This window comes from Ruegeria sp. BC7 (assembly GCF_056539165.1).
Genome location: NZ_JBQFUL010000002.1, coordinates 400,406 through 416,291, shown reverse-complemented (window position 1 = coordinate 416,291; position 15,886 = coordinate 400,406). Strand labels below are relative to the sequence as shown.

At 59.5% G+C, this 15,886-nt stretch carries 16 protein-coding genes; 9 read left to right on the top strand and 7 right to left on the bottom strand.

Annotated elements, in window-relative coordinates; all coding sequences use genetic code 11:
* Nucleotides 1-6: 6 nt before the first annotated feature.
* Nucleotides 7-336 carry a sarcosine oxidase subunit delta gene (locus ACR0KS_RS07090; protein WP_170565126.1) on the bottom strand — a complete coding sequence of 110 codons (330 nt, stop codon included), beginning with the start codon at nt 334-336 and terminating at the stop codon, nt 7-9.
* 75 nt (nt 337-411) lie between these two features.
* Nucleotides 412-1,656, bottom strand: coding sequence for a sarcosine oxidase subunit beta family protein (locus ACR0KS_RS07085; protein ID WP_170565129.1), 1,245 nt, complete (start codon nt 1,654-1,656; stop codon nt 412-414).
* A 196-nt stretch (nt 1,657-1,852) separates the two neighbouring features.
* On the opposite strand from ACR0KS_RS07085, the gene ccmI reads away from it, so the two are divergent.
* The 3 genes from ccmI to ACR0KS_RS07070 are packed head-to-tail and all read left to right on the top strand — an operon-like array spanning nt 1,853 to nt 3,792.
* The gene (gene ccmI / locus ACR0KS_RS07080; protein ID WP_170565132.1) at nt 1,853-3,082 is read left to right on the top strand and encodes a c-type cytochrome biogenesis protein CcmI; all 1,230 of its coding nucleotides are present in this window, start codon (nt 1,853-1,855) and stop codon (nt 3,080-3,082) included.
* Entirely contained in the window at nt 3,079-3,543 is a 465-nt protein-coding gene (ruvX, locus tag ACR0KS_RS07075; RefSeq protein WP_170382577.1) for a Holliday junction resolvase RuvX, read from the top strand. The genes ccmI and ruvX overlap by 4 nt, the downstream gene beginning before the upstream one ends.
* A gap of 15 nt (nt 3,544-3,558) precedes the next feature.
* Nucleotides 3,559-3,792, top strand: a complete 234-nt coding sequence (locus ACR0KS_RS07070) for a DUF1289 domain-containing protein (RefSeq protein WP_170565135.1) — start codon at nt 3,559-3,561, stop codon at nt 3,790-3,792.
* 198 nt (nt 3,793-3,990) lie between these two features.
* Here the strand turns inward: ACR0KS_RS07070 and ACR0KS_RS07065 are convergent, their stop codons facing one another.
* The 5 genes from ACR0KS_RS07065 to ACR0KS_RS07045 all read right to left on the bottom strand — a co-directional run bounded on the left by ACR0KS_RS07065 (nt 3,991) and on the right by ACR0KS_RS07045 (nt 8,185).
* The gene (locus ACR0KS_RS07065) at nt 3,991-4,719 is read right to left on the bottom strand and encodes a SpoIIAA family protein (protein ID WP_170382573.1); all 729 of its coding nucleotides are present in this window, start codon (nt 4,717-4,719) and stop codon (nt 3,991-3,993) included.
* A 34-nt stretch (nt 4,720-4,753) separates the two neighbouring features.
* Nucleotides 4,754-5,536, bottom strand: a complete 783-nt coding sequence (locus tag ACR0KS_RS07060; protein ID WP_170565138.1) for a hypothetical protein — start codon at nt 5,534-5,536, stop codon at nt 4,754-4,756.
* The gene (locus tag ACR0KS_RS07055; RefSeq protein ID WP_170565141.1) at nt 5,533-6,357 is read right to left on the bottom strand and encodes a sulfite exporter TauE/SafE family protein; all 825 of its coding nucleotides are present in this window, start codon (nt 6,355-6,357) and stop codon (nt 5,533-5,535) included. Before ACR0KS_RS07055 ends, ACR0KS_RS07060 begins: the two co-directional genes overlap by 4 nt.
* Before the next feature lie 31 nt (nt 6,358-6,388).
* Nucleotides 6,389-7,423 (bottom strand): tRNA dihydrouridine(20/20a) synthase DusA, encoded by a 1,035-nt coding sequence (dusA, locus tag ACR0KS_RS07050; protein ID WP_170565144.1) that lies wholly within the window; start codon nt 7,421-7,423, stop codon nt 6,389-6,391.
* Between the two features lie 159 nt (nt 7,424-7,582).
* Nucleotides 7,583-8,185, bottom strand: a complete 603-nt coding sequence (locus tag ACR0KS_RS07045; RefSeq protein WP_170565147.1) for a TetR/AcrR family transcriptional regulator — start codon at nt 8,183-8,185, stop codon at nt 7,583-7,585.
* A 141-nt stretch (nt 8,186-8,326) separates the two neighbouring features.
* Here ACR0KS_RS07045 and ACR0KS_RS07040 point away from each other — a divergent pair, with 141 nt between their 5' ends.
* The 6 genes from ACR0KS_RS07040 to ACR0KS_RS07015 all read left to right on the top strand — a co-directional run bounded on the left by ACR0KS_RS07040 (nt 8,327) and on the right by ACR0KS_RS07015 (nt 15,822).
* On the top strand, nt 8,327-8,791 hold the full coding sequence (locus ACR0KS_RS07040; protein WP_170382563.1) for a (2Fe-2S)-binding protein: 465 nt from the start codon (nt 8,327-8,329) through the stop codon (nt 8,789-8,791).
* 3 nt (nt 8,792-8,794) lie between these two features.
* Nucleotides 8,795-10,981 (top strand): xanthine dehydrogenase family protein molybdopterin-binding subunit, encoded by a 2,187-nt coding sequence (locus ACR0KS_RS07035; protein ID WP_170565149.1) that lies wholly within the window; start codon nt 8,795-8,797, stop codon nt 10,979-10,981.
* Nucleotides 10,982-11,090: 109 nt separating this feature from the next.
* Entirely contained in the window at nt 11,091-12,410 is a 1,320-nt protein-coding gene (locus ACR0KS_RS07030; protein WP_170565152.1) for a glutamine synthetase family protein, read from the top strand.
* Between the two features lie 59 nt (nt 12,411-12,469).
* Nucleotides 12,470-13,150: a type 1 glutamine amidotransferase gene (locus ACR0KS_RS07025; RefSeq protein WP_170565156.1), complete on the top strand. Its 681-nt coding sequence runs from the start codon at nt 12,470-12,472 to the stop codon at nt 13,148-13,150.
* Nucleotides 13,150-14,508: a glutamine synthetase family protein gene (locus tag ACR0KS_RS07020; RefSeq protein WP_170565160.1), complete on the top strand. Its 1,359-nt coding sequence runs from the start codon at nt 13,150-13,152 to the stop codon at nt 14,506-14,508. Before ACR0KS_RS07025 ends, ACR0KS_RS07020 begins: the two co-directional genes overlap by 1 nt.
* A 9-nt stretch (nt 14,509-14,517) precedes the next feature.
* Nucleotides 14,518-15,822, top strand: coding sequence for an NAD(P)/FAD-dependent oxidoreductase (locus ACR0KS_RS07015; protein WP_480693157.1), 1,305 nt, complete (start codon nt 14,518-14,520; stop codon nt 15,820-15,822).
* Nucleotides 15,823-15,886 lie beyond the last annotated feature (64 nt).

The window sequence follows — 15,886 nt, the reverse complement described above, 5'->3', positions numbered from 1 at the left end:
GGCGGATCATTCGTACTCTCTCCAGGTCCAGCCGGGGCGCTTGGCGGTGATCGCTTCGCGGATTTCTTTGGGCGGCTCGGTGGTTTGGGCCGAATAGGTGCCAAAAACCTCAAGCGTGTCGGTCGCACGCGCGGCGTGGAACCACTTGCCGCAGCCATTCACATGACGCCAGCGTTCAAAGTGAACGCCTTTGGGGTTTTCACGCATGAACAGATAGTCGTGGAAATCGTCATCCGATGAGCCGGGGCCATAGCGCTTCAGATGCGCTTCGCCACCAGCGGCCAGTTCGGTTTCTTCGGCGTCGACGCCGCAATAGGGGCAATTCAGGATCAGCATGTGGTCATCCTTCTTTCGGTCGGTTGGCACGAGACCAACCAAATGTCTTTAATGAGGCACCCTCGGGCTTGGCCCTTAGTGCGCAACCCCGGCGGCGACACTTTCGTCGATGAACCGGCCCTCTTTGAAGCGGTCCAACGTGAAAGCCTCGGTCAGTGGCGAATGACCCGTGGCCATAAGCTGCGCCATACCCCAGCCCGAACCCGGAATGGCCTTGAAACCTCCGGTTCCCCAGCCGCAGTTGATGAAGCAGTTGCCCAGAGGGGTCTTCGACAAGATGGGTGAACGGTCGCCGGTCATGTCCACGATGCCACCCCACTGGCGCAGCATCTTGAGACGCGAGATCATCGGGAAGGTCTCGACCAGAGCGCGGACGGTTTCCTCGATATGGTGGAACGAGCCGCGCTGAGTGAAGTTGTTATAGGCGTCTGTACCACCGCCGATCACCATTTCGCCCTTGTCGGACTGAGACATGTAGCCATGGACGGTGTTGGCCATGACAACGACATCCATGCAGGGCTTGATCGGCTCGGACACCAGCGCCTGCAACGCAATAGCTTCAAGCGGCAAACGGAAGCCTGCCATTTCCGCCAACTGCCCCGAATGACCCGCGACCACAATTCCCAGCTTGTCACAGTCGATCGCGCCTTTGGTCGTATCGATGCCAACGACGCGGCCATTATCAGAGCGGACGCCTTTGACTTCGCATTGCTGGATGATGTCCATGCCCATGGCCGAACACGCGCGGGCATAGCCCCAGGCCACGGCGTCGTGGCGGGCAGTGCCTCCGCGCTCCTGCCACAATGCACCCAGAACCGGATAGCGCGGACCGTCGATGTTTATGATCGGCACCAGTTGCTTGACGCGCTCGGGACCGATCCATTCTGTCTGCACACCCTGCAGGGCATTGGCGTGCGCCGTGCGCTGATAACCGCGAATTTCGTGCTGGGTCTGAGCCAACATCATCACACCGCGTGGGCTGAACATGATGTTGTAGTTCAGATCCTGGCTGAGGTCCTCATAAAGCCCGCGCGACTTTTCGTAGATCGCCGCCGACGGGTCCTGCAGATAGTTCGACCGGATGATGGTCGTGTTCCGGCCGGTGTTACCACCGCCCAGCCAGCCCTTTTCGATCACGGCCACATTCTGAATGCCGTAGTTCTTGCCCAGATAGTAAGCCGTGGCCAAACCATGGCCCCCGGCACCGACAATAATGACGTCGTATTTCTTCTTGGGCTCGGGCGAACGCCATGCGCGCTCCCATCCGGTATGATAGCGCAACGCTTCGCGCGCCACAGCAAAGGCTGAATAGTGTTTCATAGGCGAATCCATCCGGTTCGGTGATTGGACGAAGATATGCCGCGTAACGATTACATTCCCCTGCCACGCAACGCCGTAATATCGCACTATTGCGACATAGCCCCCATTATTGCGACATGAAGCACCCTCGCGGCCATTTGTCCCTTTTTTCTGGCGGTCCGCAGGTCTAAGTCAGGGCAGTCATCTTGGAGATACCATGACTTTTTGGGCCCTCATCATACTGACCGCGCTGCTGGTCACAGTGTTTCTAGGCTATTCCATGACGCGGGGGCAAAAGACACGTGAACCTGCGGCGGCTTACGACCTGCGTGTTTACCGCGAACAACTGGCTGGCGTTGACCGTGATTTATCCCGTGGCGTGATAGCCGAAGCCGATGCCGAGCGTGTGCGCACTGAAATCTCGCGCCGTATTCTGGCAGCAGACGCGCAGATGCAGGCCAATGCAACTCAAGATGGCCCGCCACGCTGGGCCACGATCACGGCTGTCGTTGCGGTGGCCGGGGTGCTGATCGGCGGCGGTGCTTGGATGTACCACCAGATGGGCGCGGCCGGTCTGCCGGATCAGCCCTTGTCGCTGCGGATTGCGATGGCCGAAACCCTGCGCGCCGAACGCCCCAGCCAGACCGAAGTCGAGGCGGAACTGACGCCTGCACAAAAACCGCAACTGGACGAGAGTTACGCCACCTTGCTGCAGCAACTGCGCGACACCGTCGCAGAGCGGCCTGATGACCTGCAAGGGCATACTTTGCTGGCACAGCACGAGGCCAACGCAGGCAATTTTTCGGCCGCTTACAAGGCGCAACAGCGCGTTGTTGAACTGTCAGGAAAAAATGCTTCGGCGAATGCCTACTCCTACCTTGCCGAAATGATGATTTTGGCGGCAAACGGCTATGTCTCGCCCGAGGCTGAAGACGCGTTGAGGCAAGCTCTGACACGCGACCCCCGGCACGGTCCGGCGCAGTACTACCTTGGGCAGATGATGGTTCAGTTGGGACGACCCGACATTGGCTATAGGATATGGGTGGATACATTGCGCGAGGCACCGGCAGGGGCGCCCTGGGCTGACGCCATCCGTGCGCAACTTGATGATCTGGCATTCCGGGCGGGTGTGTTCAACGCGCCAGAAATTCGCCCTGCCACGACAAGTTCCGGCCCCAGTCAGGAAGACATCGACGCCGCAGCCGATCTAACCCCTGAAGATCGACAAGAGATGATCCTTGGAATGATCAATCAGCTATCGGACCGACTGGCCACCGAGGGGGGCTCGCCCGCAGAATGGGCACAATTGATCACGGCCCTTGGCGTGGTTGGAGACAGCGAACGCGCGGCGGGTATCTACGAGGAATCGAAATCTGTCTTCGCGGGGAACGCCTCTGCCCTACAAACGCTTGAAGCGGCAGCGCGTCAGGCCGGAGTTGCGCAATGATTCACGACGCGTTTGAAGATTTTGCTGCATCCCTTCCGCCAATGACCGCGCTGATGGGGCTTGATCTCGGGGAAAAGACCATAGGCGTCGCGGTGTCTGACCGAATGCGCGGTGTTGCCAGCCCTCTGGAAACCGTGCGGCGCAAGAAGTTCACCCTGGATTCAGCTCGGCTTTTGGAACTCATCGCAGACCGCGAGATCGGGGGGCTTCTGCTGGGTCTGCCCAAGAACATGGACGGCACGGAAGGACCGCGCTGCCAATCCACCCGTGCATTTGCACGAAACATGGCACGCCTGACGGATATTCCCATCGGGTTCTGGGATGAGCGGCTCAGCACTGTTGCGGCAGAAAAAGCACTGTTAGAGGCGGATACGACACGAAAACGTCGCGGACAGGTTATCGACCACGTGGCGGCAGGTTATATTTTGCAAGGTGCGCTGGACAGGCTGCGCTTTCTTTAGGATCGGAATACGCCAATGACGAATATGGTTTGGAAACGGAACGAGGTCGAAAGCCCTTGCGTCCAAATCTGCGTCGTACACCCGACCGAGCGTATCTGCACCGGATGTTATCGCACCATCGACGAAATCTCGCGCTGGTCCAGAATGGACAGCTCTGAGCGCGCCGAGATCATGGACGCTCTGCCAGCGCGCAAACCTCAGCTTGCAAAGCGCCGTGGTGGGCGCACGGCTCGTCTGAGCAAGTCCTGATCTCGCCGGATTTACCCTGCTGAGCCTACGCCGCTGCGGGTTGGCCTGAACTTCGAGGTGTCGGTTCAAAGACAAGTGATGCGTGCGCGGCAGCCCACGGCGGTGCGCTTCAGCACCGGTGTTTTTCCCGACGCCTCGATCAAGCAAAGCCCAGACACGGCTATTTTTACTTTACGCCCACCTAAAGGTGAAATTCGATCACCCGACAGCCAGCCAGGACTTGGCGTTCTCGTATTCCTCTGACGGGAAAAACTGCGTTCTCGCCCCTAAGACGTGACTGGCGACCCTCTGTGCAAGATGCTGCCAAGCCTTGTCGCCGACAATGGCGGCCCTGTCCAACATTCCAACATGTCCACTTGCCAGCCGAAAATGAGCAGCCAGCGCCGTCAGCCCTTGCCATCCATCGAATTCCCGAAGGTCGATCAGCAGGCGAAAACCTTCTTTGGTGGCCAGCAACCCATCCAAATTGACCTCGGCCTTCTTGTATTCGTCAGGGTCCAGCTTGCCCAGCAAGCTGATCTGGACACATGGGCCGCCCAAATCGGTCACATGTATAGACCCCAGCGATTCACGCATCCAGCGGCGGGCAGCTTCAATTTCGGAAAGTTCAAAGACCTGCACGGGACAGGGCATGATCGGAGCCGCAAACCGAGCGCTGGTCTGGACCCAGCCCTGATCGGCCACGACTGCGATCCTGTCAAACCCACGCCAATGGCTTAATCCCAGCTTTGTGTCAGACCAAGCGGCCCCGATATCGTAACCCGTGAATTCCGGTTGCACGACTGCCATCAGGCGGACCGTGTCATGTTCGGCCAGTGCCGCCTCGATAGCTGGAATAAGTGTGTCGTTGTAATCGCTGCTGGTGACTTCGCCCGACAATTCAACTTCGATCAAGGCACCGTCTGAATTCGTATGGATCGTCATCATCGAAAAACCTCCTAACCTGAACAATGTCGGGAGGTTACGGAGATTCTATCCACTCGGCTACTCCCCCGGTGAATTCAGGGCGAAAATAGGCAATCATCCGTCCATCCGGTCCAGCCGAGGCGCTGTCTGGCCATGGTGCCACGCCGTGCAGACAGTGACGATGCAACAGATAAGCCTCACCCGGCTTGGCAGGCAGCTCGATGCGGCGGCACGTCTCGAACACGTCGCGGCGGGCGGCCTGATAGATATCGGTGATATCAACTTTGTGCATCGTTTCTTTTGGCGTGTCTTGCAGCGCTTTGGAGAACGCAGTGCCCAGAATTTTATGACTGCCCTCCCACAAGACCATTGGCGAGGCGTTATCGCTGACCTCGGTCAGGGGAATGCCAAGAATCCACGCATGCGGCTCATCCACACGGCGTCGGCGATCCGGTCCTGTTGGACGCAAACCGTCCACATGGGCCGCATCGCGGTTCAACCTGTACCGACCGGCCGCCTCACTTTCACCCCGCCGTGGACGCGGGTAGCCGGGATAAATGACCGAGACCTGTCCTTTGTGCAGTGGCAGGTCGCCGTAATGTTCACGGATGAAACTCATGACTGCCCCGGACAGATCCCCGGACTGACCGACCCTGCCCCGTTCGTCATTGTCCAACGCATCCACACCGATGAACCAGGTCCCTTCGCAATCCAGCCACTCGGCATGGGCCGGGTCCGAAATCGAAGCGCGCGCGGCGGGAAAGGCATGCTTCACCCAATCCGCAAGTGCCGGATCAAAGGGGAATTTCACCCAACCCGATTGCCAAAAATCGCTCACAACCCCAGCGCTTTGCGCAACATATTCAGGGCGACAAGCGTCAGGAACACGGCGAATACTCGTTTCAGAGGTTTCGGGTCCATCGCGTGCGCCAGTTTCACCCCCCAAGGGGCCGTGATCATCGTCATGGCGACTACGATCGCAAAAGCCACAAGATTGACGGCACCGATCGTCAACGGGGGCCGGTGCTCGGGCGCGATATCAAGAAACAAGAACCCAAGAACAGACGGAACCGCAATGATCACACCAAACCCGGCTGCGGTTGCCACGGCACGGTGAATAGGCGTGTTGAACAGGCTCATCAGCGGAACGCCGAAACTGCCCCCGCCGATCCCCATCAACACAGACAGAAACCCAACGCTGGGCGACAGAATGGCACGGCGGATACCCTTGGGCATGGCATCGCCCAACCGCCACTCGGACTTGCCAAGGCCCAGATAGGCCCCGATGACCATCCCCAGAACACCGAACAAAGCCTGAAGCGCTTCGGTCCGTAGCGCTGACGCCACCATCACGCCAATGACAGCACCCACGGCGATCCCCGGCCCCCAGCCACGCAGGATATCCCAGTCCACAGCACCTTTCTTGTTATGCGCCAGAACCGACCGGATCGAGGTCACGATGATCGTCGCCAGCGAGGTCGCCAGACACAACTGCATCAGTTGCGGCCCACCATACCCGAGCGTTTGGAACGCATAGAAAAAGGCTGGAACCAGAACGATGCCGCCCCCTACGCCAAGCAATCCGGCCAGCACACCGGCCAGCGCCCCGATCACAAGCAAAAGGCCCAACATCTGGGCCAGCAACATCGTCTCGGGCATCCGTCCCCCATACCGGCTTATTAGCCGTATCCTAGTTCACCACCGCCTCGGCCAGAGGCGCAACACGCTCGAGCGCTTGTAACATAACCTCGGGGCCAGCCCCGTCATGCACCGCTCCTTCGGACAAGGTCCGCCGCCAGGCCCGCGCACCGGGGCGGCCCGCAAACAGACCCAGCATATGGCGCGTGATTTGGTGCAAACGGCCACCCTCGGCAAGGTGCCGTTCAACATAGGGCACCATTTTTTGAACGACATCAACCGGATCAGCCGCTTGCCCGGACCCAAAGATAAGATGATCAGCCCCAGCCAGAATGTCGGTGGGCTGGTGATACGCCGCCCGCCCGACCATGACCCCGTCCAACCCAGCATCCAGATGGGCCTTCGCCTGCTCCAGCGAGGTGATACCGCCATTGATCGAGATGTGAAGCGCGCCAAATTCCGCCTTCATGCGGTGGACAAGGTCATAGTCCAGCGGTGGAATATCCCGGTTTTCCTTGGGGCTAAGCCCTTGCAACCACGCCTTGCGCGCATGGATCGTCACGCGATTGCACCCTGCATCACGTATGGCGTTCAGAAACTGAGGCAGAACCTCTTCAGGGTTTTGCTCGTCCACACCGATCCGGCATTTGACGGTGACTTCGACGTCGACCGCTTCTTGCATCGCGGCCACACAGTCCGCAACACGAGCTGGGTCTTTCATCAGCACGGCACCGAACGTGCCCGATTGCACCCGATCCGAAGGGCAGCCGCAATTCAGGTTGATTTCATCATACCCGGCCTCAGCGCCCAAACGTGCAGCCTGTGCCAGTTCCTGCGGATCAGACCCACCAAGTTGCAGCGCAACAGGATGCTCTTGCGGGTTATAATCCAGCAAATGCAACGCCCCACCGCGCACCAATGCCGGGGCGGTTACCATCTCGGTATACAGCAGGGTCTGCGCGCTAAGCATCCGATGCAGGTAACGGCAATGCCGATCGGTCCAGTCCATCATCGGCGCAACGGACAGGCGTGCAGCACGCCAAATTTCAGCGCGCGATGGCTTATTGATCTCAGGTGCGTCCGACATCTTTCCCGACTTTCTCCACGAACTTTAAGGAGACGATCCGTTTCCAAGGGTGCGGTCTACCACTCTTTTGGGATCAAGCGCCACATGGAATGACAACAGCCTGGAAAATGCAAAGATCGCGAGCTGTCGGCGGGTCCACCGTTTGAGACATCGAAACAGTCAAATACCGTAGCGGCTGAGGATCATGTCAACGCTGCTGTTGATGGTGGCTTCCATCTCGTCCTTGTTCAGAACGTCACCAGAGAAAATGATTGGCCAAAACGCCTTGGCTTTGATGAGGCCGATGAACTCCTGCCCGGCGGCCTGAGGATCTTCGATCCGCAATTGCCCATCGTCTGCGGCGTCTTTCAACATGGCAGCAAAGATCGCGGTCTTGTCCAGTTTGCCCTGCGCCGCAGCCGCCAGATCCGGGTTGCGCAAGGTTTCGCTGATCACCATCCGAGACATGGCCATAACTTCGGGCAACATCAGGATGCGCCCTTCGGCCCATGCCAGTTCAGTTAATTGCTCTCGGATATCGCGGCCCTTCTGATAGCGGATATCCTGCACCTCGGCGAACCTGCCCGACAGCTCTATCACTATGGAACGAAACAGGTTTTCTTTGCTTTCAAAATACTTGTACAACGTGCGCTTAGAGACTTCGGCGCGCAGGGAAATACGATCCATACTGGCCGCTGCGAATCCCTTGTCCTGGAACTCGGCAACTGCTGCTTCGATGATCTGAGCATGTTTGGCCGCATTCGGCGCACTGATGTCGTTCATATTTCATAGCTATAGTCCCATTGACAGATCGAGGTCAAACTCTAGGTAAACTCATGGGTTTACAGATTTGGAATTGTCACCTACGGTAAACCCGCCAGTTTACCGATTCAGGTAACCAGCCCAACATGGAGTATCCCCCTCATGTCACTGACTTTGAAATTGAACGGCCAGACCCACACGGTTGACGCCGAACCCGGCACGCCCCTGCTGTGGGTGATCCGGGATGAATTGAAGCTGACCGGAACCAAATTTGGCTGCGGCGTTGCATCCTGTGGCGCTTGCACCGTGCATTTGAATGGCGAGCCCGTACGCTCGTGCCAGACTTATATCGAAGACGTCGAGGACGCCGAGATCACCACGATTGAGGCCGTGGGCGACGACAAGATCGGCGCGGCCGTCCAGCAGGCTTGGGTCGAGCTGGACGTCGTTCAGTGCGGCTATTGCCAGTCGGGTCAGGTGATGTCGGCTGTCGGGTTGCTATCCGAGAACCCCAAGCCCTCGGTCGAGGAAATCGACGACTATATGTCCGGCAACGCCTGCCGCTGTGCCACCTATCAACGCATCCGCGCCGGCATCCAGCGCGCGTCCGATATTCTGGAGGCTTGATCCATGACCATCAACACCTCTCGCCGTGGATTTTTGAAGGGTGCCGCTGCCGCCGGTGCTGTGCTGCTGATTGGCGCACGCCCTGATGGAGCGCTTGCTGCGGCCTCAACCGAGACTTCTCAGTTCAACCCGTTCGTGAAGATTGACGCAGATGGCACCGTGACAGCCATCGTCAAGCACTTTGAAAAGGGTCAGGGTCCGGCTACCGGCCTTCCGACGTTGATCGCCGAGGAAATCGGTCTGACCATGGACCAGATCGAATACGAGTTCGCGCCTTCTGATCCAAACGTCTATAACAACCTGCTGTTCGGTCCGTTCCAGGGTACAGGCGGATCGACCGCGATGGCGAATTCGTGGCTGCAATACCGCCAGGCCGGTGCCGCCGCGCGCGAGATGCTGATCAACGCCGCTGCACAAAGCTGGGGCGTGGACGCATCGGGCATTACAATCGAGGACGGTATCGTCAAAGCAGGCGACAAGTCCGCCCCGATTGCGGACTTCGTGGCCGCTGCTTCGCAACTCGAAGCACCAGCCGAGCCGCGTTTGAAAGACCCGTCCGAATTCCGTCTGATCGGCAATGAATTGGTGCGCCGCAAGGACTCGGCCATCAAGGGTAACGGTCAGGCGATGTTTGCGATGGATGTGCATCTGCCCAACCAGATGGTCGCCATGATCAAGCGCCCCGAATCCAAGGGGGGCATCGCCAAAGGCTTTGACGACAGCGCGTCGAAAGAGGTCAAAGGCTATATCAGTGCCGCCGTTCTGCCCAATCAGGCAGGCGTTGCGGTGTATGCCGAAAACACCTGGGCCGCGATTCAGGCGCGTGACGCGCTTGAGGTCGACTGGGACATGTCCGGCGCGGAGACCCGCGACTCGGATCAGATCAGGTCCGAGATCATGGCCGCACTGGACGCCGAGCCAACGTATAACGTGAACAAAGCGGATGTTGCCGCGGTTTCGGCCGCCATCGACGGGGCGGATAAGGTGGTCGAAAAGACCTTCTACTTCCCGCTGCTGGCTCACGCGCCGATGGAGCCTTTGAACTGCACCATCGAACAGACTGCCGAGGGCGATATCGTTCTGCATGACGGCGCGCAGATGCCGACCGGCCCGCATATGGCCTATCAGCAAATCTTCCAACTTCCGCCCGAGAAGATCCACATCAAGACCATGCTGGCCGGAGGCTCGTTCGGTCGCCGCGCCACACCTGATGCGGATTATCAGGTCGAGGCCGCGCTTGCCTTTGTGGTCACCGATCGCTCGCGCCCGGTGAAACTGGTTTGGACGCGCGAGGACGACATCCGCAGTGGATATTACCGCCCCGCCTTTGGCCACAAAGTTCGGGTAGGTTTGGATGCCGGGGGCAATATCGCCGGCTGGCAACATCGTATCGCTGGGCAACCTGTCACCAAAGGCACCCCTTTTGAGGCGGTCACGGTGCATGACGGTGTGGATCACACCTCGGTCGAAGGTGTTCTGGGTACGCCCTACGCCATCCCCGGCATGGCCGTTGGCCTGACCGATACACCCAAGGCGACCACGGTTCTATGGTGGCGCTCGGTCGGGCATACCCACACGGCCTATGCGATGGAGACCATGATGGACTTGGCAGCCGAGGCCGCCGGTCGTGACCCGGTCGAGTTCCGTCTGGCCCATCTGTCCGACAGCGCGAACCCTGATCAGCAGCGCAAGGCCGCCGTTTTGAAGTTGGCGGCTGAGAAAGCGGGCTGGGGCAATGTCCCGGAAGGTCGTTCGCAAGGGATCGCGGTGCATAAATCCTTTGGCTCTTACGCGGCTGAGGTCGTCGAAATCTCGGGCGACGCGGAAAGTGGTATCAAGATCGAAAAGGTCACTTGCGCCGTGGATTGCGGTATTGCCGTCAATCCCGACGTCGTGCGCGCCCAGATGGAGGGTGGCATCGGTTATGGCATTGGCCACGTGATGCGCGATCAGATCACGCTGACCAGTGGTGCGGTGGATCAGTTCAACTTCCCCGACTACGAACCGCTGCGCATCGGCGACATCGCCGCCATTGACGTGCACATCATGCCATCTGCCGAAGCGCCAACAGGTGTGGGGGAACCCGGAACACCACCGTCGGCCCCCGCTTTGGCGAATGCCATCCATGCGATGACCGGCACCCTGGTGGCCGCGCACCCGATGGCTGAGAACGGCGTCAACTTCGTTTGAGGCCAAGCCCCGCGCCTTCTCCTCTCGGCGCGGGGTAATTTGATCAAATTTCGTGACAAGAGGCCTCGCGTCGACTAAACCTCGGGGAACCAGAGTGATGGAGACCCCGATGGACCTGAGCGCCCTGCACAGTTTTCGCGTTGCAGCCTGTGACCTTAACGGTCAGTTGCGGGGTAAACGCGTGCCACCCTCTTATGCCGACAAGCTGGACAAAGGATCGGTTCGGATGCCGTTTTCGGCGCTGAACGTGGACCTGTGGGGCGCGGATATTGACGGCAGCCCGCTGGTCTTTGAATCCGGTGATGCCGATGGAGTGCTGCTACCGACCGAGCGCGGCCCCGTCCCGATGCCGTGGCTGGATGTGGACACCGCACTGGTGCCCATGTGTCTTTATGATGACCACGGCACCCCCTTTGCCGGAGACCCGCGTCACGCGCTGGCCGCTGTGCTGGACCGCTATGCCCAGCGCGGCTGGTCCGTGATCGCCGCGACGGAACTGGAGTTCACTCTGCTGGATTCGTCTGGCGCGCAACCGCAGCCGCCGCTGAACCCCATTACCGGACGCAGGCTGGTGGACGAAGCGGTGCTTTCCATGGCCGAGATGGACGCGTTTGATGCCTTTTTCACCGACCTCTACGATGGTTGCGCTGCAATGGGTATCCCCGCCCAGACCGCCATTTCCGAAAGCGGCATTGGCCAGTTCGAGATCAACCTGAACCATCAGGGCGCCATGCGCTGCGCCGATGATACGTGGCTTTTCAAAGCCTTGACGCGCGGTTTGGCCCGCAAACACGGCTTTACCGCCACGTTCATGGCCAAACCCTATGCCGAAGACGCAGGCAATGGGATGCATGTGCATTTCTCAGTTGTGGACGGTCAGGGGCGGAACATCTTTGACAATAGCGGTCCCGAGGGGACGGACACGCTGCGCCACGCTATCGCCGGGTGTCTGGCGGCAATGCCCGGTAGCACCCTGATCTTTGCGCCGCACGGCAATTCCTTCACCCGGCTTGTGCCCGGTGCCCACGCGCCCACGGGCGCAAGCTGGGCCTATGAAAACCGCACCGCCGCTCTGCGCATTCCCGGCGGTGCCCCCGCAGCGCGCCGGATCGAGCATCGGGTGGCCGGTGGAGACATCAACCCCTATATGATGCTGGCCGCCGTACTGGGCGCGGCAATGAACGGGATCGAAGACGCGACCGAGCCGCCTGCCCCGATCACCGGCAATGCCTATGACATCGACGGCCTGCCACAACTGGCCGCTGATTGGGCATCCGCCATTTCCGCGTTCGAGACCGACCCCTGCGTCGCGCGTGTCTTTCCAGCCGCGCTGATACAGAACATGGCCATGACAAAGCGGCAAGAGATCCTCCGATTTGCCGAACGCCAGCCGGATACGCATTGGCTAAGCTACGTCGAGGCCGTCTGACCCCCCTTGCCCACTCTGATGTGGTGGGCTAGAATAAATTTGATCAAATTTGGTGACCTATGAAAATCGGTATCCTTGTAACCGGCCACCCACCGGACGAGTTGCACGACGAATTCGGCGAATATGACGGAATGTTCCGCGACCTGCTGGGCGGCAACGGGTTTGAATTCGAGACGTTCAATGTCGTCGACAACCAGTTCCCCGACAGCACCGGTGCCGCAGATGGCTGGGTCATCACCGGCTCGCGCCATGGTGCGTATGAGGATCATGCTTGGATACCGCCGCTTGAAGACTTGATCCGGTCGATCCGGGACAAGGGCCAGCCGCTGATCGGGGTTTGTTTCGGGCACCAGATCATTGCTCAGGCGTTGGGCGGCAAGGTTGAAAAGTTCAAAGGCGGCTGGGCCGTGGGCCGCACGGATTACGATCTGGATGGCCAGACGGTGACGCTGAACGCGTGGCATCAAGATCAGGTGGTTTCCCTGCCTGACGGCGCACGCGTGACCGGCACCAACGACTTCTGCCAGAACGCCATGGTCGCTTATGGGGATACAATCTGGACCGTGCAGGCTCATCCAGAATACGGAGATGGGTTTATCAAGGGCTTGATGGACACACGTGGCAAAGGTCTTGTACCGGATGAATTGATGCAGGCGGCCACGAACCGCCTGCCCGCCAATGACGACAACCCGAAGATCGGTCGGCTTATGGCAGAGTTTTTGAAGAAAGAGAGGGCCTGATGGCCGACTGGAAAGATCAACTGCCTCAGGCAGCACAGACCTATATCGAAGGTCAGCGTTTGGACGAAGTCGAATGCATCATCTCGGACCTGCCCGGAATTGCGCGGGGCAAGGCGGTGCCTGCCTCGAAATTCGCAAAGCAATCCTATTTCCACCTGCCGGACAGCATTTTCTATCAGACGATCACTGGAGACTGGGGCGAAGCTGCTGGTGACGATGGGTTTATCGAACGCGACATGATCCTAAAGCCCGACATGTCTACTGCATCGGCGGCCCCATGGACCGGCGACTGGACGTTGCAGGTTATTCACGACGCATATGATCGCGACGAAAATCCGATCCCCTTCAGCCCGCGCAACGTGCTCAAGCGCGTCGTGCAGCTGTATCACGACAAGGGCTGGAACCCGATTGTCGCGCCCGAGATGGAGTTCTTTCTGGTCGCCCCCAACGTGGACCCCGCTCAGGGCATCAAGCCCATGATGGGTCGGTCGGGTCGCCCGGCAGCGGCACGTCAGGCGTATTCGATGACGGCAGTGGACGAATTCGGCCCGGTGATCGACGACATTTACGATTTTGCCGAGCATCAGGGATTTGAAATCGACGGCATCACACAGGAAGGCGGCGCTGGCCAGCTGGAAATCAACCTCCGTCACGGCGATCCGGTCAAGCTGGCTGACGAAGTGTTTTATTTCAAACGCCTGATCCGCGAGGCCGCACTTCGTCACAATTGCTTTGCCACCTTCATGGCCAAACCGATTGTCGATGAGCCCGGATCGGCCATGCATATTCACCACTCGATCACCGACATTGAGACTGGCCAGAACATCTTCTCGGGTCCTCAGGGGGGTGAGACGGATGCGTTTTATAACTTCATTGCTGGGTTGCAAAACCACCTGCCCTCGGGGTTGGCGGTGATGGCGCCCTATGTGAATTCCTACCGCCGCTACGTGAAGGATCACGCCGCTCCGATCAATCTGGAATGGGCGCGCGACAACCGCACCACGGGCATTCGCGTGCCGCTATCCGGGCCAGAGGCGCGCCGGGTCGAAAACCGTATCGCCGGTATGGACTGCAACCCCTATCTGGGCATCGCGCTGTCACTGGCCTGCGGTTATCTGGGCCTCACCCAGCAAGAACGCCCGCGCCGTCAATTCTATGGCGACGCCTATGAAGGCGATGGCGACATCCCGCAAGTCATGGGCAACGCGCTTGATCTGTTCGACGAAGCGACCGAGTTACACGACGTTCTCGGCCCCGAATTCGCCCGTGTTTATGGCATCGTCAAACGCGCCGAATATGAGGAGTTCCTGCAGGTCATCTCGCCGTGGGAACGGGAACATCTGCTGCTGAATGTTTGAGGCATGGCGATGAACCTGCTGTATTCCAACGACCGCAAGGCCGAATATCCAGACAGTTGGTACGCGGCCACGGCCAACCCGATCGACCGCTTTCCGGTGCTGTCGGGCGACGAGAAAGCCGATGTCTGCGTGGTCGGTGCTGGCTATACCGGTTTGTCCGCCGCGCTGCATCTGGCCGAAGCCGGGTTCAGCGTGGTGCTGCTTGAGGCGCATCGCGCAGGCTTTGGCGCGTCAGGTCGCAACGGCGGTCAGTTGGGCAGCGCACAGCGGATGGATCAGGAAGACCTCGAACGGTTGGTGGGTGATGATGACGCCGCCAAGCTGTGGGATCTGGCCGAAGACGCAAAGGCTCTGGTCAAATCACTGATCGCAAAGCACCAGATCGATTGCGATTTGAAACCGGGCATTGCCGCTCTGGGCCTGTCTAGCGGTGAACAGAAAGAACTGCACGATCACGCGGCGCACTTGTCCGATCGCTATGGCTATGACCAGTTGGAGCTGTTGGACGAAGGCGCGGGCCACGGGTTGTGCCCCTCGCCCACCTATCGCGGTGGCTACTTGGATTTGGGTGCGGCGCATCTGCATCCGCTGAACTATGCGCTGGGGCTGGCGCAGGCGGCGGCCAAGGCAGGCGTGCGCATCTACGAAAGCACCGAGGTGACAGGGGTCGAGGAAACCTCGCCCGCCATCGTCCACACAGCACAGGGCAAAGTCACCGCCGATCACGTCATTCTGGCCTGTAACGGATACCTCGGCAACCTGAACAGCAAGGTCGCCGCGCGGGTCATGCCAATCAACAATTTCATCGCCGCGACCGAGCCTTTGGGCAGCGATGCCGCCCGCGTTCTGACCCGCGACGTAGCGGTGGCCGACACCAAGTTCGTGGTGAACTATTTCCGCCTTAGCGCCGACAACCGGCTGCTGTTCGGCGGCGGTGAAAGCTATGGCTACCGTTTCCCAACCGACATCGCCGCCAAGGTCCGCAAACCGATGACAGAGATTTTCCCGCACCTTCGTGACGTGAAGATTGACTATGCCTGGGGCGGCACGCTGGCGATCACCATGCGGCGGATGCCCTACCTGACGCGGGTTGCACCTAATATCCTGTCCGCTTCGGGCTATTCCGGTCACGGGGTCGGCACCGCGACCCATGCGGGACAACTGATGGCGCTGGCTATTCAGGGACAGGCCGAAGGGTTCGACACCATGGCCCGTGTCCCCGCCCTGCCTTTTCCCGGAGGCACCGCCCTGCGCAGCCCCCTGCTGGTGCTGGCAATGACGTGGTTTGCGCTGCGGGACCGGCTCGGCCTTTGATTTACGACAGATTGGTGAAATTTCGCCGTTAGGGTGAATGAAGGCTTGGATTGCGCCCTCATCA